Genomic DNA, 20,288 nt, shown 5'->3' on the forward strand with positions numbered 1-20,288 from the left:
CTTTTCAAGGTCGGGGATTGAGCTTTTGCCAGCTTGACCTTGCCAACGCAGCAGTACTTTAGTGGCTCCCAAAAATCAGGAAGTCATCATGGCGAACATTTTAGCGGCGAGCGGCGGCGTCAAGCAGATCATCTGCATCAACTGGGGTACGAAGTACGGCGCTCCGTTCATCAACCGGCTTTATGCCATGGTGGCGCGCAACATCACCCCGCCCTTCACCTTCACCTGCTTCACCGACAATTTCGAAGGACTGCGTCCGGAAATTCTCTGCGAGGACCTGCCGCCGCTCAACATCGCGGACATGCCCACGAACACGCCGGGCATCTGGCAGAAGTCGCGGCTCTGGGGACCGAAGCTCGCTAATCTCCAGGGCCCGGTTCTCTTTCTCGACCTCGACATCGTCATCGTCGGATCGCTCGATTCCTTCTTCGAGGTCGGCGAACCCGACGACGTGATCCTCGCCAGAAATCAGACAACGCCCTTCGAGCGCCTCGGCCAGACCTCGCTGTTCCGCTTCCCGGTGGGCAAACTCGTGCCCCTGCAGCAGAAGTTTGGCGCCAATCCTCAGGCGATTGCCGACGAGTATCGCTTCGAGCAGCGTTTCGTCACGCGCAATGCGCCCGGTGGCGTGAAGCTCTTCCCAAGGCGCTGGGTCCTGCATTACCGGCAGGACTGCCATTGGACCTTCCCGCTCAACTATTTCTTCACACCGCGCCTGCCGGCCGATGCGCGTGTGGTGCTTTTCCCGCGCAGCCTGCTGCCGCAACATGCGATCGACGGACAATATGGCTATCGCGGACGCGTCGACACGCCGCTTGGACATATTCGCCGCCTGTTCAACGGCGACCGCCGCGAGAAGAACCCGTTCCGCTACCTGCGCCACTATATCCGCCCTGCTCCATGGGTGGCCGAACATTGGCGCGAATAGTCGGCGTTCTGTTAAGATCGGGCAGGATTTCAGCGTGGCAGCGTGAGTTTTTAGATTAACGCGCCGCCGGCCCCTTCACGCGACCGGAAAGCACCCCGAAACCCTCGATGATCGCCTCCTGGTTCTCAAGACGAGTCACTTCGAGCTGCACTTCCTGAAGCGTGCGCAGCAGTTGCGGCACCGCTTCGAGGTCGCCTTCCTCCGTCGCATGCGCAAGCTCACGCTCGAGTTCACGCCGCTGCCAGTGCAGCGCCTTGGACCGCTGGTGCAAAGCCAGAGCCTGCAGATAACCTTCGCGCGCATCCTCGGGGGCTGCAGCCGTCGTCGCGGTCCAGAGCCGCGCATAGCGGATCTGCTGGTCGATCGCGGCGAGCAGTGCGCCGAAGCCTTCCCCATCCAGTTGCTCGATCAGGCCTTCGCGCGTCAGGCGCGGCCCCTGCGCGGCAGCAGCATTGAGCACCGCCGCCCAGCAGCGCTGCAGGTCGCGATGGTCGAACTCGATCGTCGAGATTTCGTCATACTCGTCGAACAGCAGCTGCGGGTGGTTGACGATGGTGAACGCCAGCACGCTTTCGCGTAACTCTGGCGGCCTCGTTGAGCGGTCAGCTTTCAACAACTGATTAAGCTTCGAACTGGCAGCAGTCCCCGCCTCGACAATAGCGCCCTTCAACGCGTCCGCGGGCTGCATCGACCGTTTGCCCCCTACGCGGCCGCCGCCACGCTCGAATGGGCGACGCTCGCCCCCCCGCCCCGATCCCGACGATTGCAGGAAGGCGTTCAGCCGGTCGCGCATGTCCTGGCCGTAGTGGCGGCGCACGCTTTCGTCGGCGATGACGGAAGTGACCTGCTTCAGCCGCGCTTCGAGCTCGGCGCGTTTCTCAGGCGTGTCGAACGATCCACCCTGGATCTCGCGCTGCCAGACCATGTCGGCAAGGGATCGCGCATTGGCGAGCACCTTGTCGAAGGGCGCGCGACCCTCGTGGCGCACCAGATCGTCCGGATCCTTGCCGTCAGGCAGCATCGCGAAACGCACCGAGCGGCCAGGCTTCAGGTGCGGCAACGCCAGGTCGACGCCACGATTGGCGGCACGGATGCCGGCGCCATCGCCGTCGAAGCAGAGCACCGGCTGCGACGTCATCTTCCAGAGAAGGTCGAGCTGGTTTTCGGTCAATGCCGTGCCGAGCGGCGCAACCGCGTTCTCGACGCCCGCCTGGTGCAGCGCGATCACGTCCATGTAGCCTTCGACGGCGATGATCGTTCCGGCGGCATCGTCCGGCCCGGCGTCACCCAGGCGGGCGGCCCCTTGCGAGGCCCGGCGGGCGCGGGCGAAATTGTAGAGCACGTTGCCCTTGTGGAAGAGCTCGGTCTCGTTGGAGTTCAGATATTTCGCCGGCGCATCCGGAGACATCGCGCGACCGCCGAAGGCGATGACCTTTTCGCGTGACGACAGGATCGGGAACATGATGCGGTCGCGGAAACGGTCGTAGGAAACCGGCACATCGGGCCCGTGCACGACGAGACCGCAGGCTTCGATCTGCTCCTTGCCGATACCCTTGCCAGCGAGAAATTCCTTGAGCGCGTTGCGGCTGTCGGGCGCAAAGCCTAGGCGGAAGGTCTCGATCGTGCGGCCTGTCAGGCCGCGTTCGCGCAGATAGGCGCGGGCCTTGGCGCCGCCCGCGGTCTGGAGCTGATCCTCAAAAAACGCGGTCGCCAGCTCCATGACGTCGAGAAGGCTGGTGCGCTCTTTCTCGCGCCGCTCGGCCTGCGGGTCGGGCTGCGGCATGGCAACGCCCGCCATGTCGGCGATCTGCTGCACGGCCTCCGGGAAGCTCAAGCTTTCGAGATCGGTCAGGAAGCGAAAATGGTCGCCGGAGACGCCGCAGCCGAAACAATGGTACCGGCCCTTGCGATCCTCGCAGTGGAAGCTCGGCGACTTCTCCCCATGGAAGGGGCAGCAGGCCCAATAGTCGCCGCGCGAGACATTGGTCTTGCGCCGATCCCAGGTGACGCGTTTGGCGATCACGTCCGAAATCGGCACGCGATCGCGTATCTCGTCGAGAAAGGATGGTGAAAAGCGCATGAAAACCTCTGGTCGATCTTCCATATAGGCGGCAAGGCCGCTGGACGCCACAACAGTGATCCGGCTTGCCCGCTATTCACAGGACGGAAACGGGATTCACGCCCGCTTCCACAACCAAAAGACGCAATTGAGATCTTCCAATGACCAAAAGTAGAGCTTGACTCGCCGAAGGTGAATGGCATCAATTCGGCGTCCCGAACTGGAACACCCATCATGGCCATCGCCGTCGAAGCGCTCGCGTCCAGTCCCGTCTTCTTCAGCACCGTGCTGGATTACGCCCGCGGCATGGTCTCCATGTATGGGGATAACCCGCGCCTCGCTTCGATCTTTGCCTCGCAGCAACGCTGGCTGATGGCCCAATCCGGCCCTGCCCTCCATCACGACCGCGATCCCCAAGATCTGTCGAGCGGCCTCTATAGCGGTCGTTTCATCAACTATGTCGTCGCCAACGATATCGCCAGCCGCAACACCGCGGATCGATCGCGCGTTCGAAAACGAAATCCTTGCGCACGCCGAGGAGGCGACGCCCGTCACCTATGGCCGGGCGTGCGCAGTTACTTGAACGAGCTCTTACTTGAGCAGTTCCTTCACGAGACCGGACGCCTTGGCGAAGTCCATCTGGCCCGGATAGCGCTCCTTGAGCACGTTCATGCACTTGCCCATGTCGCGCAAGCCTTGCGCGCCGGTTTCCTGGATCACCGAGGCGCAGAGTTCACGCACCGTCTCTTCCGGAAGCTGGGCCGGAAGGAACTGGTTGATGATCACGATTTCCTGGCGCTCCTGCTCGGCAAGCTCCGGCCGGCCGCCCTCGTCATAGATGCGGGCCGACTCTTCGCGCTGCTTGATCATCTTGGCGAGGATCTGCAGGATGTCGTCGTCGCTGACCGGGTCCTTGCCCAGGCCACGATTGGCGATGTCCCGGTCCTTGATCGCCGCCTGGATCAGCCGCACGGTCGAGGTACGCCGTGTGTCCTTGGCTTTCAGGGCTTCCTTCAGTGCGTCAGCGAACTGGTCGCGCATGTCCATACTCCATGTCGAAACCGGCCCGCGGTGCTCTGCCCGGAACCGGCTCGAAACCATCATTGTTGTCGTCGTCTTAAACCAGTGTGACAGGCGCAATCAAACGGAATACGCAACCGCTTGAATTAAAAGGAATTTTATTTCCTGACAATTCACAGCGGCCGGTTGACCCGGATCAGCGCTTTGGCTATTTTCCCGCACCTGCACGACATCGGCATGAGAGCACTTTCCGCGGGGATTCCGCGCGTCCATGCCTGAGCACATGAAATGGCGATCGACCGCCGGGCTTTCAAGCCCCGCTTCACGCCGCAACGGGATAGGAACGATGACCGCGACACCCGCATGGACCATTGAAAAACCAACCGCACTGCTCGTTCTGGCCGACGGCACCGTGATCGAAGGCAAGGGCATCGGCGCGACCGGCAAGGTGCAGGCGGAAGTCTGCTTCAACACGGCGCTGACGGGCTATCAGGAAATCCTGACGGACCCCTCCTATCTCGGCCAGATCGTCACCTTCACCTTCCCGCACATCGGCAATATCGGCGCCAATGACGAAGACATCGAAGACCTGACGCCGGCAGCACGCCACGGCGCGGTCGGCGTCATCTTCAAGGCCGACATCACCGAGCCGTCGAACTACCGCGCCGTCAAGCACCTCGACGCCTGGCTGAAGGCCCGCGGCATCATCGGCCTCTGCGGCATCGACACCCGCGCGCTCACCGCCTGGATCCGCGAAAACGGCATGCCGAACGCCGTCATCGCCCATGACCCCCAGGGCGTCTTCGACATCGACACGCTGAAGGCCGAAGCCAAGGCCTGGAGCGGGCTTGAAGGCCTCGACCTCGCCAAGGTCGCGACCTCGGGCCAGTCCTCGCGCTGGGACGAGAAGCCCTGGGTCTGGGACGAGGGCTATTCGACGCTCGGCGAAACCGATGCCGCCTACCATATCGTCGCGCTCGACTATGGCGTGAAGCGCAACATTCTGCGCCTCTTCGCCGGCCTCAACGCCCGCGTCACCATCATGCCGGCTTCGACCAGCGCCGACGAAGTTCTGGCGCAGAAGCCGGATGGCATCTTCCTGTCCAACGGCCCGGGCGACCCGGCGGCAACCGGCGAATATGCCGTGCCGGTCATCCAGAACCTGCTGAAGAGCGATATCCCGGTCTTCGGCATCTGCCTCGGCCACCAGATGCTGGCGCTGGCCCTCGGCGGCAAGACCGAGAAGATGCACCAGGGCCACCACGGCGCCAACCACCCGGTCAAGGATCACACGACAGGCAAGGTCGAGATCGTCTCGATGAACCACGGCTTCGCGGTCGATTCGAAGTCGCTGCCGGAAGGCGTTGAAGAGACTCACATTTCGCTCTTCGACGGCACGAACTGCGGCCTGCGCGTCGCCGGCAAGCCGGTCTTCTCGGTCCAGCACCACCCGGAAGCCTCGCCCGGCCCGCAGGACAGCCACTACCTCTTCCGCCGCTTCATGAACCTCGTGCGCGAGAAGAAGGGCGAGCCGGCATTGGCCGAGCGCTAAGCGCAACAAACATTCGGACAAAAGGCCCGCCTCGCGCGGGCCTTTTCTTTGGCGACAGGGCATCGGCCGATATCGCCAATCGTGTCCGCCAAGGCGGGAGGACAGCTCGTCGTCTTTGTCTGTCAGCCGTCGGCGAGACGCTCGGCGATGAAGTCGACAACCGCCCGGACCGACGGGAGCTGGCCGCGGCGATGCGGCATCAAAAGCGTCGTCGTGACCAACCCCGCCTGCCAGTCGGGCAGCACCCGCACGAGGCTGCCATTGTCGATCTCGGCATGGCAGAGCTTGCGCGGCAGCGCGGTGATGCCGAGCCCGGAAAGCGCCGCCTCGAGGAGAACGCGGGACTCGTCCGCGACAAAGCGCGGCTCGGGGCGCACAGAGACCGGAACGTCGTCCTCCCGGCGAAGCGTCCAGCCATCGCTTGCGAGCGACGTGAGCAGGCCATCGTGGTCCTTGAGTTCATCCGGCTCGGCAGGCGTGCCGCGCCGCGCGAGGTAGCCGGGTGCTGCCACCAACCAGATCACTTCGGAGGCGACCCGCCGCTGGACGAGACCGGAATCGGGCAAGGGCGCGAAATGATCGCGCACGGCGATATCGAAGCCTTCCTGGATCAGATCGACGAAGCGGTCGGTCGCATGCAGCACCACCCGCATCTTCGGATAGGCTAGCGCCAGTTGAGGCAGCAGCCCCGAAAGCGTCATCTGCGCCGTCGGCACCGAAGCGGTGATGCGCACCGTGCCGCTTGGCTCTGCGAGCCTGCCCATGACCACCGCCTCCGCGGCTTCCGCCTCGATCAGCATCGCGGCCGCATGGCGATAGAAGTCCTCGCCGATCTCGGTCACCGTGAAGCGGCGGGACGTCCGATTGATGAGCCGGACGCCAAGCATCTTCTCAAGCTCCGCCACGCGCTTGCTGAGCGTCGATTTCGGCACGTTGAGCACACGCGCAGCCGGCGCGAAGCCCCTATGGTCGACCACATGGGCGAAGATGATGAAGTCGTTGAGATTGCGCATCGCGGCTCCCGATGTCCACGCCTATGGATGACATGTCCGTATTTGGCCAATTTTCAAAAGACCGTCCACAAATTCATCGCCCCGCATTGAAACCGAATATCCAGGGAGAGGCTGGGCCCCTTCGCAATGCTGACCCGCTGACGGATGAGGTCACGGACGTGACTTGCGGTTGACCCTTCGCCGGGCTTCGCGCATCCTCCCGTGCAACTGGAGGTGACGATGATTACAGGTCCACAGTGCCGCGCCGCCCGGGCGCTGATCGAAATCTCGCGCGAGATGCTGGCAAGCTTTTCAGGTGTCGACGAAGACACGATCCTCAGGTTCGAACGCAAGCTCGAGACGCCCAGCGACGAGACAATCCTATCGCTGAGGCATGCACTCGAACATGCCGGCGCAGTGTTTCTGCCGGAAGGCGAACGCGGCATCGGCGTGCAGCTGAAGTTCACGCGCTCCGAGGCTCGCCGCCTCTCGATCCTGGAAAGCGAGGGTGGCGTCGTCGGCGACGACGAGGTTCCCGGTGCGTGAATTTCTGACAAAATTTCAATGCCTTGGCCGATCCGCCTGAATAAGATTGGCCACCGCTTGAATCGATCTGCGAACAAAAAAGCCCGCCGTTGCCGGCGGGCTTTTTTGTGATGCGATTGCCAGCGCTTACTTGCAGGCGGCGCAGAAACGCTGGATGCGGCGGCAAGCCTCTTCGAGCTGAGCTTCCGAGGTTGCGTAAGAAATGCGGAAGTTCGGGCCGAGACCGAAGGCCGAACCGTGCACGACGGCAACGCCTTCGGATTCGAGCAGCTCGGAGACGAAATCCTCGTCCGTCTCGATGACCTTGCCCGACGGCGCGGTCTTGCCGATCAGGCCGGCGCAGGACGGGTAGACGTAGAAGGCGCCTTCCGGCGTCGGGCACGCAATGCCCTTGGCCTGGTTCAGCATCGAGACGACCAGATCGCGGCGGCCTTCGAAGATCTTCTTGTTCTCGGGGATGAAGTCCTGCGTGCCGTTCAGCGCCTCGACGGCCGCCCACTGCGCGATCGAGGTGGCGCCCGAGGTCTGCTGACCCTGGATCATGTCCATGGCCTTGATGAGCTGAAGCGGACCGGCAGCGTAGCCGATGCGCCAGCCGGTCATGGCATAGGCCTTGGAGACGCCGTTCATCGTCAGCGTGCGGTCATAAAGGCCGGGCTCGACTTCGACCGGGGTCGCGAACTTGAAGTCGCCATAGGTCAGGTGCTCGTACATGTCGTCGGTCAGCACCCAGACATGCGGATGCTTCATCAGCACGTCCGTCAGCGCCTTCAGTTCGGCATGGCTGTAGGCAGCGCCCGACGGGTTGGACGGCGAGTTGAAGACGAACCACTTGGTCTTCGGCGTAATCGCCTTGTCCAGGTCCTCCGCCGTGAGTTTGAAGTTGTTTTCCTGGGTGGCCGAGACGAACACCGGCGTGCCGCCGCACAGCGCCACCATTTCCGGATAGGAGACCCAGTAGGGCGCCGGGATGACGACTTCATCGCCCGCGTTCAGGGTCGCCATGAACGCGTTGAAAAGAATCTGCTTTCCGCCGGTGCCGACGATCGTCTGGGCGGCGGTGTAATCAAGGTTGTTCTCGCGCTTGAACTTCTTGGCGATCGCTTCGCGCAGTTCCGGAATGCCGGAGACCGGCGTGTACTTCGTCTCGCCGCGGTTGATGGCGTCGATCGCCGCCTTCTTGATATTGTCGGGCGTATCGAAGTCCGGCTCCCCGGCGCCGAGGCCGATCACATCACGACCTTTCGCTTTCAGCTCACGGGCTTTCTGCGAAACGGCGATAGTGGCGGAAGGCTTTACACGGGAGAGGGCATCGGCAAGGAAGGCCATGGGTGAAGGTCCTGATCGTTTCGAGACGAGGTGATCGCTACGGAACGTAAAAAGCCAGGCTCCATAGCGGTTAGGTCTATGTCGAAAGACGCCCGGTCTTGCAAGCGCCGGAACGGCAAAAACGCCGGAAACGCGGGCAAAAAGCGTCACCATGACAAAGTTTCATGAGTGCGATCAGCGTTGTCGATCGCCAGTCGCGATCCCGAGGCGATCCTCGCCCACAAGTCCAGCGCCGAAAAAAGGAATTATGGCGGTCGTTTGAACGGCCACGAAACGTATCAGTCGGAAACGGTTCTTGATCGCGATTTATTCAAAAAAATCAGCGGCGTTCGGCATTTTTTGAAATGCCATAATTTGGCCATCACAACTGTCGCGGTCCGCCGCAATTCCGTCCTGCAACAGCCGGTTTCCGGGCCTTTTCTTCGATCATCCGAACACATTCGCATTACGGGGGTTATGCAATGTTTCTCGACGACGAAATCGCCTCATTGAAAACCGGGCAGAACGAAGCGCGCTGGGGCATGTATCTGGCGATCGCAGCGCTCGCCGCCTGCATCCTGATGATCATCGGCCTGATGACCCAGGCCGCGGCCGAAACTGCCGACGCCAAGCCTCAGCAGATGGCAGGTTATGTTCGCCCCAACGATATCGGCGCGGGCGCCCTGCTCTTCCCGTCGAAGGAACCCGGCTACTTCGTCGAGGCGCCGCGGCTGGCGACGGACGTGACGATCGACGTCAACGGCCCGATCATGCGCACCCGCGTGACCCAGCGCTTCGAGAACCCCAGCAAGGGCTGGGTCGAAGGCACCTATGTCTTCCCCCTGCCCGAGGATTCGGCGGTCGATACGCTGAAGATGCAGATCGGCGACCGCTTCATCGAGGGCCAGATAAAGCCGCGCCAGGAAGCCAAGGAGATCTACGAACAGGCGAAGGCCGAGGGCAAGAAGGCGGCACTGCTCGAGCAACAGCGCCCGAACATCTTCACCAACCAGGTCGCCAATATCGGCCCCGGCGAAACGGTCGTCATACAGATCGAGTATCAGAGCGCGGTCCGCCAATCGAACGGCCTTTATTCTCTCCGTTTCCCGATGGTGGTCGCGCCCCGCTACAATCCGCAGCCGATCGTTCAGACCGTCGACCTCGACAGCCGCACCGGCTATGCCGTCAACGATCCGGTTCCCGACCGTGAAAAGGTCGAAGCGCCGGTTCTCGACCCCAAGGAAAACGCTAAGGTCAATCCCGTCACGCTGACGGTGAACCTGAAGGCAGGCTTCCCCCTCGGCGAGGTGAAATCCGGCTATCATGACGTCGATATCGCCAACCTCGATGATCTCAGCCGCCGCGTGACGCTGAAGGGCGACAGCGTGCCGGCCGACCGCGACTTCGAGCTCACCTGGAACGCGATCGAGGGCAAGAGCCCCTATGCCGGCCTCTTCCGGGAGACAGTCGGGAACAAGACCTACCTGCTCTCCTTCGTCACGCCACCGGCTGCCGCAAGCGAGACCGATGCCAAGCCGGTCAAACGCGAGATCGTCTTTGTCATCGACAATTCCGGTTCCATGGCCGGCCCCTCGATGGAACAGGCGAAGGAGAGCCTGGCGCTGGCGATCTCCAGGTTGAAGCCCGAAGACCGCTTCAACGTCATCCGCTTCGACGACACGATGTCGGTGCATTTTCCTGAGCTCACCGAGGCGACACCGGACAAGCGCGAGGATGCGATCGCCTATGTCCGCGGTCTCACCGCCGACGGCGGCACGGAAATGCTGCCCGCGCTGGAAGCTGCATTGCGCACGCAGGGTCCAGTTCAGGCCGGCGCGCTTCGCCAGGTGGTCTTCCTGACCGATGGCGCGATCGGCAATGAGGCGCAGCTCTTCGACGAGATCCAGAAAAACCGCGGCGACGCCCGCGTCTTCACCGTCGGCATCGGCTCCGCCCCCAACAGCCATTTCATGACCAAGGCTGCCGAATACGGCCGCGGCACCTTCACGCTGATCGGCTCGGAGAGCCAGGTGGCGACACGCATGGGCGAGCTCTTCACCAAGCTCGAAAGCCCCGCGATGACCGATATCTCCGCGAGCTTCGAGGCCGCATCGGCAAGCGACATCACCCCAAACCCCATGCCCGATCTCTATCGCGGCGAGCCGGTGGTGCTGACCGCCGAACTCGATGGCACCGCACCCAAAGGCAAGCTGCAGATCCTCGGCAAAGCCGGCGACCAGCCCTGGCGGGTCGAGATGGACATCGCCAAGGCCTCCACCGGCCAGGGTATCGCCAAGCTCTGGGCGCGGCGCAAGATCGATGATCTCGAGGCAAGTGCCGCTGCAATTGCCGATCCCGCCACGCTCGACAAGCGGATCGAGACCGTGGCGCTCGCCCATCACCTCGTCTCCCGCGTCACCAGCCTCGTCGCGGTCGATGCGACGCCCTCGCGTCCGGCCGGCGAGCCACAGGCCGAAACCAGGCTGCCGCTCAACCTTCCGGCCGGCTGGGACTTCGGCAAGGTCTTTGGTGAAGCGCCCGTCGAGAGCGCCCCCGGAAAGGTCTACGAACGCGACGCTGCGGTCGAGAGCCGGACCAAGCTTGCCATGGTGACGGCGGACCGCATGCTGGCGGCACCAACCGCACGGGCGGCAGGCATGATCGCCGAGGCCAACAACCAGGTCACCCTGCCGCAGACGGCAACGGAAGCGGACAAGCAGATCCTGATCGGCCTGATGCTGTTGGCCTTTGCCCTCTTCGCCGGCACGACCTTTGTCTTCTGGCGCGTGCCGATCGCCGCCGTCGTGCTTGCGGGAGTGCGCCGCCGTGGCCGCTGACAACGAAAGGCCCGAGCCAGGCCCGGGCTTTCTCGCCCGCCTCTCGGCGGTCGAGACGATCGTGCTCGCGATCATCGCGCTCATTGCCCTTGCCGGTCTCCTGCTGATCGGCAAAGGTTTCTACATGAAGGCCAAGGCCGAGGTCTCGCAGGTGCTTCTCAAGCGCACTTTCGAGGCGCAGTTGCACGGCAACCCGGATGGCAAGCCCTGGCCCTGGGCCGACTTTCAGACCGCCGCCGAGATCACCGCGCCGCGATTGAACCGCTCTGCGGTCGTGCTCGAAGGCGCGAGCGGCGAAGCGCTCGCCTTCGGCCCCGCCTGGCTGACGACGACGCCCTTGCCCGGCGACGAAGGCACCTCCGTCATCGCCGCGCACCGCGACACGCATTTCCGTTGGCTGAAGGACGTCAATCCCGGCGACCTCCTGGTGCTGACGCGCAAGGACGGCCGCCGCTTCCTGTTCCGGGCCGGCGAAAGCCGCGTCGCCCGCTGGGACGAAAGCGGCATCAACGCATCGGCCACCGGCCACCATCTGGCGCTTGCCACCTGCTGGCCCTTCGATGCGATCGAACAGGGGCCGATGCGCTATATCGTCAATGCCGAGCTCATCGGCGAACAACGGCCGGTGTCGCTGACGACAGGCTCGATCTCGAAATAAACCGCTTTTGATCGGATGTGACTTGAACCGCTCCGTCTCCCGCTCCAGCGTGCCAGTTGAACGAATCGGCCCGGAGAAGCGCAATGCGGCGAGCGGATGCAGCAGCGTCGAAACAGCTAGGTAGGCGGCGGCACACCCGGTCGCTCGCGGTGCTCGTCGCTTTGGCCGCGATCGCCGCCCCCTTGGGCGCTCACGCCCAAGAGACGCGCGAATTCCCGAGCCAGCACGGCACCCTGCGCGTCGAGACCCTGGCGGCCGGCCTCGAACACCCCTGGTCCGTCGAAGCGCTACCCGATGGAGGGCTGATCGTCAGTGAACGTCCCGGCCGGCTGAGGATCGTGCGCGACGGCAAGGTGTCGAAGCCGCTGAAGGGGGTGCCCAAGGTCGCTGAACGTGGCCAGGGCGGCCTGCTCGACATCGCACTTGACCCTGGTTTCGCAAAGAACAGGACGCTCTATCTGACATTGGCCGCCAATGGCAAAGGCGGCTACGGCACCGCCGTCGTGCGCGCGAAACTTGCCGAAAACGAGAGCGGTCTCACCGAGGTCAAGGAACTCTTCCGGATGAGCAAGTTCACCGGTAAGGGACAGCATTTCGGTTCGCGCATTGCGATCGCGCCCGACGGCAGCCTGTTCTTCGGCATCGGCGACCGCGGTGAACGCGATCGGGCGCAGGACCCGCGCGATCATGCCGGCGCCATCCTGCACATCAACGCCGATGGCAGCGCTCCCGGATCGAACCCCTATCGCGGCGGCACCGGCGGCCTGGCGGAGATCTGGTCGAAGGGTCACCGCAATCCGCAAGGGATCGCCTTCGACCCGAAGGACGGCACGCTTTTGACGGTCGAGCACGGCGCGCGCGGCGGCGACGAGGTCAACAATCCGCAGGCCGGCCACAACTACGGCTGGCCGGTCATCACCTACGGCAAGGACTATTCCGGCGCCGAGATCGGCGAAGGCACGGCGAAGGACGGCCTCGATCAGCCCCTCTTCTATTGGGATCCCTCGATCGCCCCCGGCGCGCTCGCCATCTATCGCGGCAGGATGTTTCCCGAGTGGGACGGCGACCTTTTGGTTGCCGCGCTGAAGTACCAGCTTCTCGCGCGGTTGGAGCGTGACGACAACGGTGCCATCGGCGCCGAAGAACGGCTGTTCGATGGCGAGTTCGGCCGCATCCGCGACGTCGTCGTCGCGCCAGATGGCGCATTGCTGATGGTGACCGACGAGGAAAACGGCGCCGTTCTCCGCGTCTCCAAGGGCGCAAAGCAATAGCAATTGAGCCCGTCGCTGCCGCCTCACGACAGCTGGCCGCGGAACTCCTTGCGGAACATGAACTTCAGTCCCGACCAGACGGCATCGACGGCGCAAACCTTCACGTCGACGAGGCCAAGCGGCAGGAAGATATCGCGCAGCACGTCCTCGCTCAGCGTCGTCGCCACCTTCGACGCTTTCTTCGGCCAGGAAATCCAGAGCATGCCGTCAGGCCTGAGCCGGGCCGCAACCTCCGGCGCGAGCCCGTCCAATTCGGACCTCTGCGTCTCGAACATATGGACATAGTCGTAGTTGCGCCCGCCAGCCGGACCGAGCACGGTTTCGCAACTCGAGAAGCCGGAAAAGTCCGTGATTTCGCTGAGGCCGGGCGGAACGCCGAGAAGCAGCGCCGCCTGCCCGTCCTTCAAACCCAGCTTGCGGGCAAGCGGCGTGCCGGAATATCCGCTGTCATTCATCGCCATCTCCGACGCCCATGACGCTGACGATGAGCCTTGCCCGCCCAGAACGCAACTGCTAGACGGCGCCTGTCCGAGGAGAACCGACATGCCCCGCATTCAGGCCAATCTGCTGCTGTTGATATCAGGCGCGATCTGGGGCGCCGGCTTCGTTGCACAGTCGACGGCCATGGATGCGATCAGCCCGCTGTGGTTCATCACGCTCAGATTTGCGATCGCGACGCTGGTTGCCATGCCCTTGGCCATTTTGGAAACGAAGCGGGCGGCCGAACCGCTCAAGCTGACGACCGTGCGCAATTTCATCTTCATCGGCCTGGCACTCTTTGCCGGCGCAGCGACCCAGCAGTTCGGCCTGCTCGACACCAGCGTCACCAATTCCGGCTTCCTCACCGGGCTCTATGTCGTCTTCGTGCCCGTGCTGACGGTCATCTTCCTGCGCCGCAAGCCGCATTGGGTCATCTGGCCCGGTGCGCTGATGGCTCTCTTCGGCATCTTCCTTTTGAGCGGCGGCACCTTGTCGGCGCTGACCGGCGGTGACTACCTGACGATCCTGTGCGCCCTGTTCTGGGCGGTGCAAATGCTGCTCGTTGGCCTTTTCGCGCCCATCAGCGGCCGGCCGATGTTGCTGTCGATGACGCAGTTCGCCGTCTGCGCAGTGCTCGGCTTGCTTTTCGCAGTGAAGATGGAGCCGCTGAGCTTTGCGGCTGTCGAAGGCGCTCTCTTCGAAATCCTCTATGCCGGCATCTTCTCGAGCGGCCTCGCCTTCATCCTGCAGGTGGTGGGCCAGCGCTATACCACGGCGCCGCAGGCCGCCATCTTCCTGTCGAGCGAGGCGCTCTTTGCTGCCCTCTTCGGTGTCCTGTTGCTCGGCGAGATCATCACCCCGATCGGCTATGCCGGCTGCGCGATCATCTTCGCGGCAATGCTTGCCGTCGAGATCATTCCCGAACTGACCAAAAATCGGCGCGCGGAAGCTGCGGCCTGAACTGGCCTCTGCGAGCGCAACCGACACTGCGCCATGAACTATATCAGCGACCGGTCCAAACGCCGGACTGGCGCTTTACTTGCTATTGTACCGGGCCATCAAATCGTTGCTTCGCCGCCAGGCGCGAAGCGGGCGCAATCGACCCGTCCAATTCAATACCTGTAGGTTTTCTGCAAGAATCGTACGTAAGAAACGTACGACGCGAGAAGCATCAAACATATCAGAGAGTTGCGAATACCGGACGGCGCCAGCATTCGACTGGCCTCCTTGCGGCTGCATCGAAAAACAGCAAAAACCCACTCAATTTTGCGGCGTTCATTTTCAAAAAGCTGTGATTTCAACAGCTTGCGATATATCTTGAAGAAGGGGCAACAGCTGCGGAAATGACCGATTTTTGAGCAATGACAAGACGCAATACCACGCTCGAAAAGTTTTGCTTGCCAATTCAAAATAAACCCATCACTCTTACTCTGTTCGGGCAATCTGCGAACACGGGAAGATCTTGAAATAAAAGCGGGCCGGAGACGCAAAACTCCGGGCGGCCAGACCGGGAAGACGCATGAAAATGCAACTTCTCCAATGGCTGGCTGCGGTAACAGGACCCTTTCCTCAAACGTCGAGAACTGCCTGCCAACGCCCATTCGGGCAAAACTGCAATGCTGCCCGTCCGTCAAACGGGTGGAGAGAAAAGGACCTGACGCATGGCCGAAACTGGCACTGTAAAATTCTTCAACACCGACAAGGGCTTTGGTTTCATCAAGCCTGACAACGGTGGTGCAGATATCTTCGTACACATTTCCGCAGTCCAGGCCTCCGGCCTGAACGGTCTGACGGAAAACCAGAAGGTGAGCTTCGACACCGAACCGGATCGCCGCGGCAAAGGCCCGAAGGCGGTCAACCTGCAGATCGCCGGCTAACGCCGACATCCGCTGACAGATTCAAAGTTGAAGCCCGGCAGACTTGCCGGGTTTTTTTTGTTCAGGCTCGGTTCACAGTGGCGGCATTAACGTCCTCTCATGAAATCCGGATTGATCCGGTCCATGCGATAGGATTTGAAGCCCATGAACAAGTTCATCAAAGCCGCCGTTCTTTCGGTCGCTGCAGCCGCCATGGTAATCCCGACGTTCGGCGTTGCTGAAGCGGGCGGCCGCCATCACCACGACAATGACGATGCATGGGTGGCAGGCGCAGCGGGCCTCGCCGCTGGCGCGCTGATCGGCGGCGCGATCGCCTCGCAGCCGCGTTACAACAGCGGCTACGGCGAGCGCGTCTATATCGATCCGGAACCGGAATACGATTACTACGAGCCGCGCCCGGTCTATCGCCCTCGCCCCGTCTATCAGGCCCGTCCGGTTGTCGTCGATAACTACGGCGGCGGCAGCTATGGCGGCGGTTACCGCTCGCTCGAGCCCTGGACGCCGTCCTGGTACCGTTACTGCTCGCAGCGCTACCGCTCGTTCAACCCGGACAACGGCACCTTCCGCGGTTACGACGGCCGCAGCTACTTCTGCACCGCCGGCTGATCAAGGCCGCGGCAAAGCAATACAAGAAAACGCATGGCTCTCACGAGCCATGCGTTTTTTGATTCCCGTCCGTTGATGCGGCTTGCTCGGGCGGATCAGAGCCCGCGCAGATAGGGATTGGTGCGGCGCTCCTCGCCGATCTGCCCGCCTGGACCATGGCCGCAGATGAAGCCGACAGTGTCACCGAGCGGCAGGATCTTGTCGCGGATGGAATCGAGCAATTGCTGGTGATTGCCGCCCGGCAGGTCGGTGCGCCCAATCGAACCGTGGAAGAGGACGTCGCCGACATGGGCGAAATTCTGTGCCCGGTTGAAATAGACGACATGGCCGGGCGCATGGCCGGGGCAATGCAGGACCTCGAAGACATGGTCGCCGAACGAAACGGTATCGCCCTCTTCGAGCCAACGATCCGGAATGACGTTCTGGACCTTCATCGCCAGCCCAAAACGCTCGGCCTGGCTCTCGAGCCTTTCGAGCAGCGGCAGATCGTCCTTGTGCGGGCCGATGATTTCAAGCCCGAGCGCATCCTTCAATTCCTTGGCGCCGCCGGCGTGGTCGATATGGCCATGGGTGATCCAGATCGCCTTCAGCGTGATGCCGTTCTCGCGGACCGTCTGCAGGATGAGGTCGACATCGCCACCGGGATCGACGATCACGCCTTCCTTGGTCTCGCTGTCGAACAGCACCGTACAATTCTGCTCGAAATGGGTAACCGGAATGATGCCCGCCTGTAACATGTGCGCCTGCCTCTATGGGGTCTGCTGCATGTTTCCTTGCATCGTCGCCGATTGAGGGAAAACCCATGCAGCACTTCAAAGTTCTACAGCGATCTTAGCGCGCCCGGCGGGACGCGCGACGCTGTAACTCTCCTATAGCGGCAATTGGCGCCGGTGACAGCGCCAATCAGCGCAGAACGGCGACTTGGCTGGTGGCCGGTTGCGGTGCGGGCCATTGCACTGTGGTCATCAGCAGCGCCGAAATTGCCAGTTCCGCGGCGACGACGATCCTGACCACCGGCTTGAGGCTGCGGGCGGTGAAATTGCTCTGATCCAGCTGAATGTCCTGCATCTTCGTCGCCTCTCCCGCTGCTTGTTTCTTCGGGCCTTGGGCCGCGGCAGCAGAGGAAGAATGTCACGGCGTCACATTTCGTGACGTTCCCGGGGGAACATCCGCGCGCGCGGAGGCGTTTCGCCCTCACCACTAAAGGAGAAAGATAATGTTGAAACTTACCCGCCCCCTGCTGCGAGCCACTGCGGCCGCGGGTTTTGTGCTGACGCTCGGCATGCCGGCCGCCTTTGCCGCCATGACCGCGACCACAGTCACGGACCTCAACATCCGCACGGGTCCGGGCCCTCAGTATCCGACAGTCGGGCTTGCGGCCCGCGGTAGCACCGCGGTCATCGACGGCTGCATCGAAGGCAGCAAATGGTGCCGCATCGACATCAATGGCGTGCGCGGCTGGGTCTATGCGCAATATCTGACGACGGACTTCGGCGGTTCGGCCGTCGTGGTTCAGGAACGTCGCGCCGACCTCGCTATTCCCGCCGTCACCTATGAGGCGCAGCCGAACGATCCGGTGATCGTCAGCAGCGGCGATGAGTTGATCGGCCCGGTCGAAGAGATCGATCCGATCGTGCCACCGGACACCGTGCGCACCTACGTCACGGCGAACCCTGGCGAGACCGTCTATCTCGACGGCGAAGTCGTGGTCGGCGCCGCGCTGCCGCAGACCGTCGCGGTCCGCCGCGTGCCTGACTATAACTACGACTATGTCAGCATCAACGGCCAGCCCGTGCTGGTCGAGCCGGCGACGCGACGCATCGTCTACGTCTATCGATAGGCATTTGTTTCTCCGGCGACCGAGCGGTCGCCGGAGCCTACGGCGCATGCACGAATCATCCGCTTCATTGTGCGAAGACTGAAACCGATCCTTCTCGACGCCGGCGCAAGCTTCTCTGTCTGACGCCACGAAACGCCGCTTCCAGCTGAAATCAAACCATTTCAATGGGCTAGGATCCGGGCACCGGGGCGGTCATTTCATTCAAATTGACAATAATCCAGATTCGGCTTCAACCTATCGGTGCCGGATCATCGGCTTTAGTGGCCCGTCCACGACGAGCCACGACACGGAGGGATCAATGGAAGCATTAATGCCTATCATTACCCAATTGATCGCGGGGGCGGCCGGCGGCAACGCGGCCAGCGCAGTGTTGAAGCAGCAGGCATTTGGTGTCGTCGCACGGACCATCGTCGGCGCGATCGGCGGCCTGGGCGGAGGTTTCCTCATTCAGATGCTCGGCGGCGAAGCAGCCGCGACAGGCCTTGCCATGCAGGCCATCGGCGGCCTCGTCGGCGGCGGCGTGCTGAGCGGTATCGTCGGGCAATTCCTCGGCAAGACGGCCTGACCCCTACCACGATCATATCCGTAGTAAGACAAAAGGCGGCCATCGGCCGCCTTTTCTGCATTCGAGACAATTGCGGATGCCGTTACTCGGCGGCCGCGGCAACCGGGTAGACTTCCTTCATGTAGTCGTTCATCAGCGTTTCGCAGATCGTCGCCGGCGTGAAGCGATGGGGACCGATTTCGGAAACCGGCGTCACTTCGGCAGCGGACCCCGTGAGGAAGCACTCGCTGAAGCTGGACAGTTCCTCCGGCATGATCGCCCGCTCGACGACCTCGTAGCCGCGGCGCTTGGCAAGCTCGATGACCGTGCGGCGGGTGATGCCGTCGAGGAAGCAATCCGGCACCGGCGTGTGGATGACACCGTCCTTGACGAAGAAGATGTTGGCGCCCGTCGCTTCGGCCACGCGGCCGCGATAGTCGAGCATCATCGCATCCGCATAGCCCTTGGCTTCCGCCGCATGCTTGGAGATGGTGCAGATCATATAGAGACCGGCCGCCTTGGACTTGGAAGGTGCCGTCTGCGGATCCGGGCGGCGATACTCGGCGATGTCGAGGCGAATGCCCTTCAGTTTCTCCGCCGGGTTGAAGTAGCTGCCCCACTGCCAGATGGCGATGGCGACGTTGATGCGGTTGTTCTGCGCCGAAACGCCCATGCTTTCGCTGCCGCGCCAGGCGATCGGCCGCACATAGGCCTCGGAGAAGCCTTGGCGCTTCAGAAGCTCCACGCTTGCGGCGTCCAGCTCTTCCACCGAATAGGGAATCTTGAAGCCAAGAATGTCAGCCGAGTTATGAAGGCGCTGGTTGTGCTCGCTCAGCTTGAAGATACGTCCGCCATAGGCGCGCTCGCCCTCGAAGACCGCGCTGGCATAGTGCAGGCCGTGGGTCAGCACATGTACCTTGGCGTCCTTCCATGCGACGAATTCGCCGTTGAACCAGATCTCTCCGTCCAACTGATCAAAAGGAACCGCTGCCATGGTGTCATCCTCCGGCGCATATGCGCCATTCTTAGTTGATTATCGTCCTGCTTTCAGTTTATCGGCAAACTGATTGAGGGAAAATTCAATTTCGTGATTTTGGATTTGCGATCGGAACGGCGCGGCATATCCTTTCAAGGTGTTGCCAATGCCAAATGTCTCGCTTACCGAGCAAGGACGCTAACGATGCGGTAAAAATATGTCAATAAAGCTGACGTATTTTTCCGAATGTTTCGCAAGTTGCAATCTGGCTGAAAGGAAATGACCGCGTGGCCGGCCAATCCAAAGAGAACACCCGGTATCTCACCGATGCCGCCGCCGATGATGACACGATCGATTTCGAGATCATCGAGTTGCTCTTCTTTGCCTATCGCGACTTCACCTCCGACCCGGATGCGATCCTCGAAAAGAGCGGCTTTGGGCGGGCGCATCACCGGGTCGTCCATTTCGTCGACCGCGAGCCCGGCATGACCGTCGCCGACCTCTTGGACACGCTGAAGATCACCAAGCAGAGCCTCGCCCGCGTGCTCAAGCAACTGATCGATTCCGGCTACATCCGCCAGGAGACCGGCCCTGAAGACCGACGCCAGCGCATGCTCTATACGACTGAGGAAGGCAAGGCGCTGGCGCGTGCGCTGGCCGAGCCACAGTCCCGCCGCATAGCCGATGCATTGGCAAGAACGGGTCCGGGCGCGCGGGAGACGGTCAAACGCTTTCTCGCCGGAATGAAGAACGCCGCAGACTGACACGAGGCTCGCCGCCGGCAGACGGCTCGG

Annotated in this window: 21 protein-coding genes; 13 read left to right on the forward strand and 8 right to left on the reverse strand. The window is 62.4% G+C overall.

Features of this window, described 5'->3' with window-relative positions; genetic code table 11:
• Positions 1–88 precede the first annotated feature (88 nt).
• Positions 89–928 carry a glycosyl transferase gene (locus ACN9MO_RS12080; protein ID WP_113133461.1) on the forward strand — a complete coding sequence of 280 codons (840 nt, stop codon included), beginning with the start codon at positions 89–91 and terminating at the stop codon, positions 926–928.
• A 55-nt stretch (positions 929–983) separates the two neighbouring features.
• Here the strand turns inward: ACN9MO_RS12080 and dnaG are convergent, their stop codons facing one another.
• Together dnaG and ACN9MO_RS12090 are read right to left on the reverse strand one after the other, a co-directional pair.
• Positions 984–3,008, reverse strand: a complete 2,025-nt coding sequence (gene dnaG, locus ACN9MO_RS12085; protein ID WP_113133468.1) for a DNA primase — start codon at positions 3,006–3,008, stop codon at positions 984–986.
• A gap of 570 nt (positions 3,009–3,578) precedes the next feature.
• Positions 3,579–4,028, reverse strand: a complete 450-nt coding sequence (locus ACN9MO_RS12090) for a GatB/YqeY domain-containing protein (RefSeq protein ID WP_057254340.1) — start codon at positions 4,026–4,028, stop codon at positions 3,579–3,581.
• A 325-nt stretch (positions 4,029–4,353) separates the two neighbouring features.
• Between ACN9MO_RS12090 and carA the strand changes: the two genes are divergently transcribed.
• Positions 4,354–5,559 carry a glutamine-hydrolyzing carbamoyl-phosphate synthase small subunit gene (carA, locus tag ACN9MO_RS12095; protein ID WP_113133459.1) on the forward strand — a complete coding sequence of 402 codons (1,206 nt, stop codon included), beginning with the start codon at positions 4,354–4,356 and terminating at the stop codon, positions 5,557–5,559.
• A 122-nt stretch (positions 5,560–5,681) separates the two neighbouring features.
• Here the strand turns inward: carA and ACN9MO_RS12100 are convergent, their stop codons facing one another.
• Positions 5,682–6,572, reverse strand: a complete 891-nt coding sequence (locus tag ACN9MO_RS12100) for a LysR substrate-binding domain-containing protein (protein ID WP_113133458.1) — start codon at positions 6,570–6,572, stop codon at positions 5,682–5,684.
• 219 nt (positions 6,573–6,791) lie between these two features.
• On the opposite strand from ACN9MO_RS12100, the gene ACN9MO_RS12105 reads away from it, so the two are divergent.
• Positions 6,792–7,097 carry a helix-turn-helix domain-containing protein gene (locus ACN9MO_RS12105; RefSeq protein ID WP_057253179.1) on the forward strand — a complete coding sequence of 102 codons (306 nt, stop codon included), beginning with the start codon at positions 6,792–6,794 and terminating at the stop codon, positions 7,095–7,097.
• Positions 7,098–7,223: 126 nt separating this feature from the next.
• On the opposite strand, the gene ACN9MO_RS12110 is transcribed toward ACN9MO_RS12105, so the two are convergent.
• Positions 7,224–8,426: a pyridoxal phosphate-dependent aminotransferase gene (locus ACN9MO_RS12110; RefSeq protein ID WP_057253175.1), complete on the reverse strand. Its 1,203-nt coding sequence runs from the start codon at positions 8,424–8,426 to the stop codon at positions 7,224–7,226.
• 180 nt (positions 8,427–8,606) lie between these two features.
• Here ACN9MO_RS12110 and ACN9MO_RS12115 point away from each other — a divergent pair, with 180 nt between their 5' ends.
• The 4 genes from ACN9MO_RS12115 to ACN9MO_RS12130 all read left to right on the forward strand — a co-directional run bounded on the left by ACN9MO_RS12115 (position 8,607) and on the right by ACN9MO_RS12130 (position 13,171).
• Entirely contained in the window at positions 8,607–8,918 is a 312-nt protein-coding gene (locus tag ACN9MO_RS12115) for a hypothetical protein (protein WP_143032948.1), read from the forward strand.
• On the forward strand, positions 8,888–11,242 hold the full coding sequence (locus ACN9MO_RS12120; RefSeq protein WP_057253173.1) for a marine proteobacterial sortase target protein: 2,355 nt from the start codon (positions 8,888–8,890) through the stop codon (positions 11,240–11,242). The genes ACN9MO_RS12115 and ACN9MO_RS12120 overlap by 31 nt, the downstream gene beginning before the upstream one ends.
• Positions 11,232–11,900 carry a class GN sortase gene (locus ACN9MO_RS12125; RefSeq protein WP_244495684.1) on the forward strand — a complete coding sequence of 223 codons (669 nt, stop codon included), beginning with the start codon at positions 11,232–11,234 and terminating at the stop codon, positions 11,898–11,900. Before ACN9MO_RS12120 ends, ACN9MO_RS12125 begins: the two co-directional genes overlap by 11 nt.
• 83 nt (positions 11,901–11,983) lie before the next feature.
• The gene (locus tag ACN9MO_RS12130; RefSeq protein ID WP_057253171.1) at positions 11,984–13,171 is read left to right on the forward strand and encodes a PQQ-dependent sugar dehydrogenase; all 1,188 of its coding nucleotides are present in this window, start codon (positions 11,984–11,986) and stop codon (positions 13,169–13,171) included.
• Between the two features lie 23 nt (positions 13,172–13,194).
• On the opposite strand, the gene ACN9MO_RS12135 is transcribed toward ACN9MO_RS12130, so the two are convergent.
• Positions 13,195–13,626: a hypothetical protein gene (locus ACN9MO_RS12135; protein WP_057253170.1), complete on the reverse strand. Its 432-nt coding sequence runs from the start codon at positions 13,624–13,626 to the stop codon at positions 13,195–13,197.
• Positions 13,627–13,714: 88 nt separating this feature from the next.
• Here ACN9MO_RS12135 and ACN9MO_RS12140 point away from each other — a divergent pair, with 88 nt between their 5' ends.
• The 3 genes from ACN9MO_RS12140 (at position 13,715) to ACN9MO_RS12150 (ending at position 16,134) form a co-directional block, all read left to right on the forward strand.
• Entirely contained in the window at positions 13,715–14,611 is an 897-nt protein-coding gene (locus tag ACN9MO_RS12140) for a DMT family transporter (protein WP_425985001.1), read from the forward strand.
• A gap of 701 nt (positions 14,612–15,312) precedes the next feature.
• Entirely contained in the window at positions 15,313–15,528 is a 216-nt protein-coding gene (locus ACN9MO_RS12145) for a cold-shock protein (RefSeq protein WP_057253168.1), read from the forward strand.
• Between the two features lie 144 nt (positions 15,529–15,672).
• On the forward strand, positions 15,673–16,134 hold the full coding sequence (locus ACN9MO_RS12150; protein ID WP_113133457.1) for a BA14K family protein: 462 nt from the start codon (positions 15,673–15,675) through the stop codon (positions 16,132–16,134).
• A 95-nt stretch (positions 16,135–16,229) separates the two neighbouring features.
• Here ACN9MO_RS12150 and ACN9MO_RS12155 read toward each other — a convergent pair whose 3' ends face one another.
• Together ACN9MO_RS12155 and ACN9MO_RS12160 are read right to left on the reverse strand one after the other, a co-directional pair.
• Complete coding sequence (locus ACN9MO_RS12155) at positions 16,230–16,871, reverse strand: MBL fold metallo-hydrolase (protein ID WP_057253164.1); 642 nt, start codon at positions 16,869–16,871, stop codon at positions 16,230–16,232.
• 166 nt (positions 16,872–17,037) lie between these two features.
• Complete coding sequence (locus ACN9MO_RS12160; RefSeq protein ID WP_192494794.1) at positions 17,038–17,202, reverse strand: hypothetical protein; 165 nt, start codon at positions 17,200–17,202, stop codon at positions 17,038–17,040.
• Positions 17,203–17,350: 148 nt separating this feature from the next.
• On the opposite strand from ACN9MO_RS12160, the gene ACN9MO_RS12165 reads away from it, so the two are divergent.
• Both ACN9MO_RS12165 and ACN9MO_RS12170 read left to right on the forward strand, forming a co-directional pair.
• Complete coding sequence (locus ACN9MO_RS12165) at positions 17,351–17,974, forward strand: DUF1236 domain-containing protein (protein WP_057253162.1); 624 nt, start codon at positions 17,351–17,353, stop codon at positions 17,972–17,974.
• 298 nt (positions 17,975–18,272) lie between these two features.
• Positions 18,273–18,539, forward strand: a complete 267-nt coding sequence (locus ACN9MO_RS12170) for a hypothetical protein (protein ID WP_034788698.1) — start codon at positions 18,273–18,275, stop codon at positions 18,537–18,539.
• Positions 18,540–18,621: 82 nt separating this feature from the next.
• Here the strand turns inward: ACN9MO_RS12170 and ACN9MO_RS12175 are convergent, their stop codons facing one another.
• Positions 18,622–19,512, reverse strand: coding sequence for a branched-chain amino acid aminotransferase (locus tag ACN9MO_RS12175; RefSeq protein ID WP_057253160.1), 891 nt, complete (start codon positions 19,510–19,512; stop codon positions 18,622–18,624).
• Between the two features lie 269 nt (positions 19,513–19,781).
• On the opposite strand from ACN9MO_RS12175, the gene ACN9MO_RS12180 reads away from it, so the two are divergent.
• Positions 19,782–20,258: a MarR family winged helix-turn-helix transcriptional regulator gene (locus tag ACN9MO_RS12180; protein WP_057253158.1), complete on the forward strand. Its 477-nt coding sequence runs from the start codon at positions 19,782–19,784 to the stop codon at positions 20,256–20,258.
• The last annotated feature ends 30 nt before the right edge of the window (positions 20,259–20,288 follow it).

It is taken from the genome of Ensifer sp. R-19 (assembly GCF_049905105.1).
GTDB lineage: Bacteria > Pseudomonadota > Alphaproteobacteria > Rhizobiales > Rhizobiaceae > Ensifer.

Excerpts from the sequence above, each read along its gene's own strand:
- ACN9MO_RS12080 (WP_113133461.1), top strand. The coding sequence starts at position 89 with ATGGCGAACATTTTAGCGGCGAGCGGCGGCGTCAAGCAGATCATCTGC.
- dnaG (WP_113133468.1), bottom strand. The coding sequence starts at position 3,008 with ATGCGCTTTTCACCATCCTTTCTCGACGAGATACGCGATCGCGTGCCG.
- ACN9MO_RS12090 (WP_057254340.1), bottom strand. The coding sequence starts at position 4,028 with ATGCGCGACCAGTTCGCTGACGCACTGAAGGAAGCCCTGAAAGCCAAG.
- carA (WP_113133459.1), top strand. The coding sequence starts at position 4,354 with ATGACCGCGACACCCGCATGGACCATTGAAAAACCAACCGCACTGCTC.
- ACN9MO_RS12100 (WP_113133458.1), bottom strand. The coding sequence starts at position 6,572 with ATGCGCAATCTCAACGACTTCATCATCTTCGCCCATGTGGTCGACCAT.
- ACN9MO_RS12105 (WP_057253179.1), top strand. The coding sequence starts at position 6,792 with ATGATTACAGGTCCACAGTGCCGCGCCGCCCGGGCGCTGATCGAAATC.
- ACN9MO_RS12110 (WP_057253175.1), bottom strand. The coding sequence starts at position 8,426 with ATGGCCTTCCTTGCCGATGCCCTCTCCCGTGTAAAGCCTTCCGCCACT.
- ACN9MO_RS12120 (WP_057253173.1), top strand. The coding sequence starts at position 8,888 with ATGTTTCTCGACGACGAAATCGCCTCATTGAAAACCGGGCAGAACGAA.
- ACN9MO_RS12130 (WP_057253171.1), top strand. The coding sequence starts at position 11,984 with ATGCGGCGAGCGGATGCAGCAGCGTCGAAACAGCTAGGTAGGCGGCGG.
- ACN9MO_RS12135 (WP_057253170.1), bottom strand. The coding sequence starts at position 13,626 with ATGAATGACAGCGGATATTCCGGCACGCCGCTTGCCCGCAAGCTGGGT.
- ACN9MO_RS12140 (WP_425985001.1), top strand. The coding sequence starts at position 13,715 with ATGCCCCGCATTCAGGCCAATCTGCTGCTGTTGATATCAGGCGCGATC.
- ACN9MO_RS12145 (WP_057253168.1), top strand. The coding sequence starts at position 15,313 with ATGGCCGAAACTGGCACTGTAAAATTCTTCAACACCGACAAGGGCTTT.
- ACN9MO_RS12150 (WP_113133457.1), top strand. The coding sequence starts at position 15,673 with ATGAACAAGTTCATCAAAGCCGCCGTTCTTTCGGTCGCTGCAGCCGCC.
- ACN9MO_RS12155 (WP_057253164.1), bottom strand. The coding sequence starts at position 16,871 with ATGTTACAGGCGGGCATCATTCCGGTTACCCATTTCGAGCAGAATTGT.
- ACN9MO_RS12160 (WP_192494794.1), bottom strand. The coding sequence starts at position 17,202 with ATGCAGGACATTCAGCTGGATCAGAGCAATTTCACCGCCCGCAGCCTC.
- ACN9MO_RS12165 (WP_057253162.1), top strand. The coding sequence starts at position 17,351 with ATGTTGAAACTTACCCGCCCCCTGCTGCGAGCCACTGCGGCCGCGGGT.
- ACN9MO_RS12170 (WP_034788698.1), top strand. The coding sequence starts at position 18,273 with ATGGAAGCATTAATGCCTATCATTACCCAATTGATCGCGGGGGCGGCC.
- ACN9MO_RS12175 (WP_057253160.1), bottom strand. The coding sequence starts at position 19,512 with ATGGCAGCGGTTCCTTTTGATCAGTTGGACGGAGAGATCTGGTTCAAC.